General features: G+C 55.2%; 6 protein-coding genes and 2 pseudogenes. All 8 read left to right on the plus strand.

Features of this window, described 5'->3' with window-relative positions:
• Positions 1-282: 282 nt before the first annotated feature.
• Positions 283-734 (plus strand): annotated as a pseudogene (locus B3041_RS12695) (restriction endonuclease); the annotation flags it as partial.
• A gap of 296 nt (positions 735-1,030) precedes the next feature.
• Positions 1,031-1,213 (plus strand): annotated as a pseudogene (locus B3041_RS12700) (integrase); the annotation flags it as partial.
• A 180-nt stretch (positions 1,214-1,393) separates the two neighbouring features.
• On the plus strand, positions 1,394-2,716 hold the full coding sequence (locus B3041_RS12705) for a sensor histidine kinase (RefSeq protein ID WP_292975316.1): 1,323 nt from the start codon (positions 1,394-1,396) through the stop codon (positions 2,714-2,716).
• The gene (locus tag B3041_RS12710; RefSeq protein ID WP_292975319.1) at positions 2,713-3,342 is read left to right on the plus strand and encodes a response regulator transcription factor; all 630 of its coding nucleotides are present in this window, start codon (positions 2,713-2,715) and stop codon (positions 3,340-3,342) included. The genes B3041_RS12705 and B3041_RS12710 overlap by 4 nt, the downstream gene beginning before the upstream one ends.
• Positions 3,343-3,445: 103 nt before the next feature.
• Complete coding sequence (locus B3041_RS12715; RefSeq protein ID WP_292975321.1) at positions 3,446-3,943, plus strand: GlcG/HbpS family heme-binding protein; 498 nt, start codon at positions 3,446-3,448, stop codon at positions 3,941-3,943.
• A gap of 32 nt (positions 3,944-3,975) precedes the next feature.
• A complete protein-coding gene (locus B3041_RS12720; RefSeq protein WP_292975323.1) occupies positions 3,976-4,662 on the plus strand; it encodes an outer membrane protein in 687 nt (228 codons plus the stop codon).
• 334 nt (positions 4,663-4,996) lie between these two features.
• Complete coding sequence (locus tag B3041_RS12725; RefSeq protein WP_065650212.1) at positions 4,997-5,374, plus strand: DUF1090 domain-containing protein; 378 nt, start codon at positions 4,997-4,999, stop codon at positions 5,372-5,374.
• A 111-nt stretch (positions 5,375-5,485) separates the two neighbouring features.
• Positions 5,486-6,532, plus strand: coding sequence for a DUF1176 domain-containing protein (locus B3041_RS12730; protein ID WP_065650211.1), 1,047 nt, complete (start codon positions 5,486-5,488; stop codon positions 6,530-6,532).
• Positions 6,533-6,731 lie beyond the last annotated feature (199 nt).

The raw sequence follows: 6,731 nt of genomic DNA on the forward strand, positions 1-6,731 counted from the left end.
TCAGGCAGTATTTTTTTCCATCGCAATCATTTTTACATAAAATGCAGTGCCAGAAAAAAACAGTGGTGCAGACACCAGCTCTGCCAGCATAAATCTCAGTTTTCTTTGTCGGCAATCATCCTGACCCTGAGGGGGCCAGAGCGTTATCGTCGAAAGCAATCAAGGAGTTGGCAAAAATAGTATTGGCTCCTGCCTACCCGTCCCAGCAGGACTGACAGACACTGTGCGGTTGAATAGTTTAAAGGTGTTATGAGGGTGGGAGTAGTGTGGTTCTCACACGATGAGATGCTGGCGTTTAAGGGTATCAAAGATCGTATCAATTCTCTTGATTGGGACGAGATACAAAATCTTGTTGCCGGATTTTTACGCAGTATGGGCTATAAAACGCAGGTTTCACCTGCGGGAGCCGATCGGGGGAAAGATATCATTGCTTCACCTGATGGGTTCGGTTTTGAAAATCCGCGTATCATCGTGGAAGTAAAGCACCGCAGGGAACTGATGGGAAGCCAACAGATACGCAGCTTTATCGGCGGTCGCCATAAAGACGATCGCGGGCTTTATGTCTGTACGGGGGCTTTACGAAAGATGCTCGTTATGAAGCCGACCGTTCGACGATACCGCTGACGCTCTGGACGCTTGATGATCTCGTCCGTGCTCTTATTGAGAACTACGAGCAAGTCGATATCGAGACCAAACTTTTGGAGCCTCTGAAGAAAACGCTCCTGCCTGCCTGAGTCTTGCTTTGACAGCCAAATCGGTGTTCTACTGGTATGGCTTTATATCCACTAGTGATATCTATTTTGTACGGATTTTAACTCGTCGGTACAAGTGCGGGTATAATTAGTTATTCCTGTTTCTAAACAATATTGATATCAGTCTATTGGGCGTGGAATTCGAGTCCGGCCTTCGGCACCATCAGTACTTGCAGGAACCCTCCAAAGTTCAGTTATCCCTCTAAAATCAATGGTTGCAGCAATTCCCATCCGTTGAGCCATCCAACGTTGCCCGTTAAAATCCGGATACCATTGCAGCGTATACTTTTGAAATAATTGCCCGCGAATGGCATGCAAGTAACCAGCGCTGAAGTGACGACTATTGTTCACGGATCCTGCGCTACCCTGAACGGTATATTTTCCCTGATATCAATTCGTCTGAGATTTGCTGGCTCAAAGCCCGTCAGGCTCACTTCTGGCACGACGTAAGCCAGAAGGTGAATGTTGAGCGAAAAATGATACTTATGGCAAATTCCAGGGGTTCTGGTGGAATAACAATTCCCGTAATCTATGCGAATGAGCGGTGACTGCGGACAGAGAGCCAGCTCCGATCTGTCAGGAAAAAATTATCATCCACTGATTTAACTGACCCAATAAACCCGCACCTGGCCTGGCGAAACATGCTGAAAATTGTCGTTTGGATGCTCCTGACCCTGCTTTCCGGCAGCGGGTTAACTCTCTATTTCCTGCAGCAGCAATATGAAGAGAAGAGCGCTGAGTTTCGCATTTTATATCGCGATGTGACGGTAAAGCTGGCGCAGCATGACGCTATCATTCAGCTGTTGCCAGCCAGCCAGTACAGTCGTGAGGTGCAAACGCTGTTCCCGCAAATTGTTAAGTGGCGTGCCCGCCCGGACAATATACCGCGTCCGACAATCGTCATTGAGCCGGACGGCCGCTACTGGCTGAATATCGACAGGCGCTCGTTATTGATCGACCTGAATGTCATTTTCGACAATCTGTCGGAGAAAACGCGCTTCCGGCAGCTTGTTATGACGTGGCAGGGTCAGCCTGTGATTACGCGCGGAACACGCAGTCACGCACAACACTGGCAGTGGCAAAAAACCATCGTCAGCCCTTCACAATCGTTTTTGCTCAGCGCCGGTGACAACCCTGCCTGGGGAGCGCTGCCGTGGTGGCTTATCCTCTCGCCCGGACTGTTTTGGGGCGCGACGCTGTATCTGATCGATCAGTACCGCATCAACCGCCGCCGTCGTGATATTGCTGATTTACGCGCGCATTATGCGGAACTGACCCGCCTGAATACGCTGGGTGAGCTGACGGCGGGTATTGTGCATGAACTTAATCAGCCGCTCACCGCGACGCTGAGTTACACCCAAACGGCGCTGCGCTGGCTGCAGCAGGGGAAAGCGGAGCCGGTGCCGCCGCTGCTGGAAGCGGCCGTGGTTCAGATCAAGCGGACCGATGCGCTGTTACAGCAGTTTCGGCAAAAGCTGACCAGCGAGCAGGCTGACTGGCAGCCGATTGTGCTTGAGTCGCTCTGGCGGCAGGTGATCACGCTTTTAGAGAATGAAATCCGGCATGATAAAGTCACCGTTACCAGCTATATTCCGGCGGATCTGCCGGCGCTGGTTGCCCCGCCGCTCTGGATAGAACAGATCCTGCATAACATCGTTCATAACGCGCTGCAGGCCCAGCGGCAAAATAAAGCCGGTACAGCCTGGATCAGACTGGAAGCCGCCGCGTTAAATGGCGGTATCCGGCTCAGCATTAGCGACGGCGGGCCTGGCCTCTCTGTGCCAGCGTTGCAACAGGTGTTCATGCCGTTTTTCACCACGCGGCCCAATGGGATTGGGTTAGGTATGGCGTTAACGGATACTCTGATTCAGCGCCTTAACGGTACAATTGACGTCGCGAACATTGCCGGACAGGGCGCTTGCTTCACTCTGTGGTTACCCGCGACTCACCAGGAAAAAAGATGACGCAGGCAATTTATCTTATCGACGATGAACCGGCCATCTGCGCCTCTCTCAGCGCGCTGTTAAGTACGGTCGGCTGGCAGACGAAAACATTTGATAGCGCGCAAACTTTTCAGCGGGAAGCAGGAGAGCTCTCCTTACTCAACGGCTGCATGCTGCTGGATATTCGTATGCCGGGTAAAACCGGGCTTACGCTGCTGGACGAATGGCAACAGCAGGGGCTGGTAATTCCGGTGATCATCATGACCGGGCATGGCAACATCGACCTGTGCCGCCGGGCATTCAAAAACGGGGCATTTGAGTTTCTGACCAAGCCGATAGATGCAGACTTGCTGTTTGAAGTGGTAGGCGGGGCGCTGGAGCAGCAGGCGCAACAGCAGAAGCAGCGGCAGAAGCTGCAGTTGATGCAGGAACGCCTCAGTACGCTGACCGCGCGCGAAAGCGAAGTTTTTGCGCAGATTATGCAGGGGCAGTCGGGTAAAGAGATTGCCCGACGGTATGCGCTGTCGCCACGTACCGTTGAAGCGCATCGCGCCAGCATTTTCGATAAGCTCGATGTGCACTCACTCTCCAGGCTGATAAGCGCGTATGGTGAACTGGCGCGGTGGAAAAAAACTGCAGGTGACTAAGTAATTTTACTTGGCAGGCCTGGTAGTTACGCCAATAGTTTACCGCCGGTACTCCTTTTATCCTGTGGATCGTCAACATGGGATAAGCAAGGAGCTCCTTATCATGAAACGCCTGTTCTTCACCGCAGTTGTACTGAGCAGCCTGGCCTCGTTCGCCAGCTCAGCTACCGATACGCTGACCGTTAAAACACTCTCTCTGACCCTGGCCGATAAACTGGCGCAAAGCGCGATACAGGCTTGTCATGCCAGCCAATACGCTATCGCCGTCACCGTCGTCGATCGCGCCGGCGTGCCGCTGGTTAGCAAACGCATGGATAATGCCGGTCCTCATACGCTGGAGGCCAGCCGGATGAAAGCCTACACCGCCCTCAGTACGCGTAATGCCACAGAGCAGGTCATGAAAACCGCGCAGGCCAATGCCGGTGCCGCGCATTTAGCCAGTATTCCCGGATTTTTACTGCTGGCCGGCGGCGTACCGGTGATATCCGGTAAGGACGTGGTGGGTGCGATCGGCGTAGGCGGCGCACCGGGTGGTCATCTGGATCAGCAGTGCGCGCTCGACGCACTGAAAAATAATCAGAGCGCTCTCAGCGCCGGATGATTTTCCCCACCTGAATCAATTAAGAGAGACGTATGAAAACCACTTCTGTTTTATTCCTTATGCCGCTGGCTTTTACCGCGGGTCATGCTCTGGCCGATGCTCATCTCCCGGCGGGGTATTACGGTTCTGCAAAATACCTGCAAAGCACACAGCGGGCCAGCGAACTGAATACCAGCAGTCGCCCCGGGGTCGGTCAATTTGTCAGCGGCAACGAGAAAGAGCATCTGGACGGCGCAGCCCTGGCTGCCGGATATCAGTTTGGCAATGGCTGGCGTACCGAGGCGGAGTACCGTTTCCGGCAAAAAACGGAGTACACCAGTGGCTCCACTCTTTTCCCTTCCAGTTTTAATCATTTGCAGACAGAAACCGAAAGTCTGATGCTTAATGTCTACCGCGATTATGCTCTGGGTTACGGATTTTCGCTGTATGGCACGGCAGGCCTCGGCGTCAGCAAAATCAGGGCGGGTGGCTGGCAGGGCGTGACGACGCGCGAATATGCGTCAGCGACACAGAACAACCTGACCTATACGCTGGGTGCAGGGATTAGCTATACGGCGCTTGAACCACTCACCCTCGATCTGGGGTACCGCTATGTGGATCTGGGAAAAATTGTAAGCGGCTACAATAACTTCACCAATGTCCGCGGCTTGAAAGATGAACAAATGAAAGCACGCCTGGTATCAAACGAGTTTACGCTGGGTGCGCGCTATCTTTTCTGAGGCACGTTAGCTTTCAGGCAGGACATTATTGAGCGTGTGGCAGCGTGGCTGTTAACTCAGCCTGCCACACACATTGATTAACCGCGTTCAAAAGATTGCCTTGCTGCTATTGATGCCAGCGTCAGCGGTTACCGGAAGTTAAAAGCGTACTGCCGTTGAAATACCGGAGACAGAGACATCCCGGAAAGGACCGTTACGGTAGCCCCCCATTCAGTGACAATCCTGATCTTAATCAAAATAAGCCCCTTTTTTCTCTTTGCAGCGCTGTGCCTTTAAGAACCTCTTAAGAACTCGCCGTATAATGAGCGCATTACCCGACTTTCAGGATGAAACCATGAAAAAAACAGCGATTGCACTTATTACGCTGGCAGCAGCGTTTTCTGCCACCGCCGCACAGGCTGCCGGTGGCTGTCAGCAGAAACAGCAGGCGATCCAGCAGGAGCTGGAGATGGCGCGCGAATATGGCAATAAAGCGCGCGTTAACGGGCTGGAGAAAGCGCTGCGCGAAAATCAGCAGCACTGCACTGATGCGGGTCTGCTGCAGTCACAGCAGGAGAAAGTGGCGGAGAAGCAGCAGAAAGTGTCTGAGCGCGAAGCGGATCTGCAGAAAGCGCAGGCCAGCGGCCGCCGCGATAAGATTGAAAAACAGCAGCGCAAACTCACTGAGGCGCGTGAAGAGCTGGCTGACGCGCAGGCGGAACTGGCCCGCTAAGCACTAAGCGGCAGAGGCGACATCTGTGCGTCTCTGCCGCTGCAAAAATTCACTTCTCCTGCCTGCAAAAAATCCTCACACTGACCGCTTTATTCTGATGGAAAACATGCCATGAAGATACGGTTGCTGCTGGCGCTTCCTCTGCTTAACGCCCTGATGGTACCGGCGATAGCTGAAGAAGGCGTCTCGTTTGCTCATAAAGAGTGGGAGCTGGCGTGCGATAACACGCTGACCTGTCGTGCGGCGGGCTACAGCGCGGAAGAGGGCGCGGGGGGATCGGTGTTACTGACGCGGGCGGGCGGGCCGGATACGGCGACGCATGGCCGGGTGGTGCTGGCGGATACCGGTGATGATGACTCAAAGCAGGTCGACGCGCTGACGCTCTGGATCGACGATCGCCCGCTGGGTGAACTGGCAAAAGCCGATAATGATGAGTGGACGCTGACCGATGCGCAGACCCGGTCGATTATTACTGCCATTAAAGGCAGCGGCAGCGTGGAGTTCCGTGGCGGTGCCGAGCCGTTTGATCTCTCTGCAAACGGTGCCTTTGCCGTGCTGCTGAAAATGGATGAGGCGCAGGGGCGCATCGGCACGCCGGGTGCACTGGTGCGTAAAGGCAGCAAGCCGGAAAGCAGCGTGCCGCCTGCGGTACCGCTGCCGGTGATTATCCAGGCCAGAACCGTTGAGGCAAAGCCGCGTCCGCTGACGCCGCAGGAGCTGGCGCGGATCAAGCCGGCGCTTATCGCTACGCTGACGGATGATGACAGCTGCGATAATCTTGCACCGGCAGACGATCAGCCGGAAGAGGGCGCAGAGCCGCCGACGCTGACCACCGTGGATACGGACCATGTGCTGATCGCCGCCCTCTGCTGGCGCGGTGCCTATAACGAAGGGTATGGCTACTGGTTGATGGATCGCGCGCTGCAGGGGCCGCCGCAGTTGATCACCGACTCCGGCTCCGATTATCACGCCGGGACGATCAGCGAAGCGCAGAAAGGCCGCGGCATTGGCGACTGCTGGAGTACCGCTGCATGGGTCTGGGATGGCCGCAATTTTGTACAGAGCAGCGACGCCACCACCGGCATGTGCCGCGCCATCCGCGCCGGCGGCGCCTGGCAGCTGCCGGTGCTGGTCAGCGATGTCAGACCCGCCCCCTGATTGCAGACCGTATGGGAGCAGGGCGCCATAAATGGCGCCCCTGTGGTGGCGTTTGTAGGGGCCGTATTTATGCGGCCCGGGGTCAGGTGCGCGGTGTGGCCCGGGCGCCATAAATGGCGCCCTTACGGATATCAATGTAGGGGGCGCATTAATGCGACCCGGGGCCAGGCGCGCGGTGTGGCCAGGGCGCCATGAATGG

Source organism: Pantoea sp. UBA4549, assembly GCF_002387285.1.
GTDB classification, from domain to species: domain Bacteria; phylum Pseudomonadota; class Gammaproteobacteria; order Enterobacterales; family Enterobacteriaceae; genus Pantoea; species Pantoea borealis.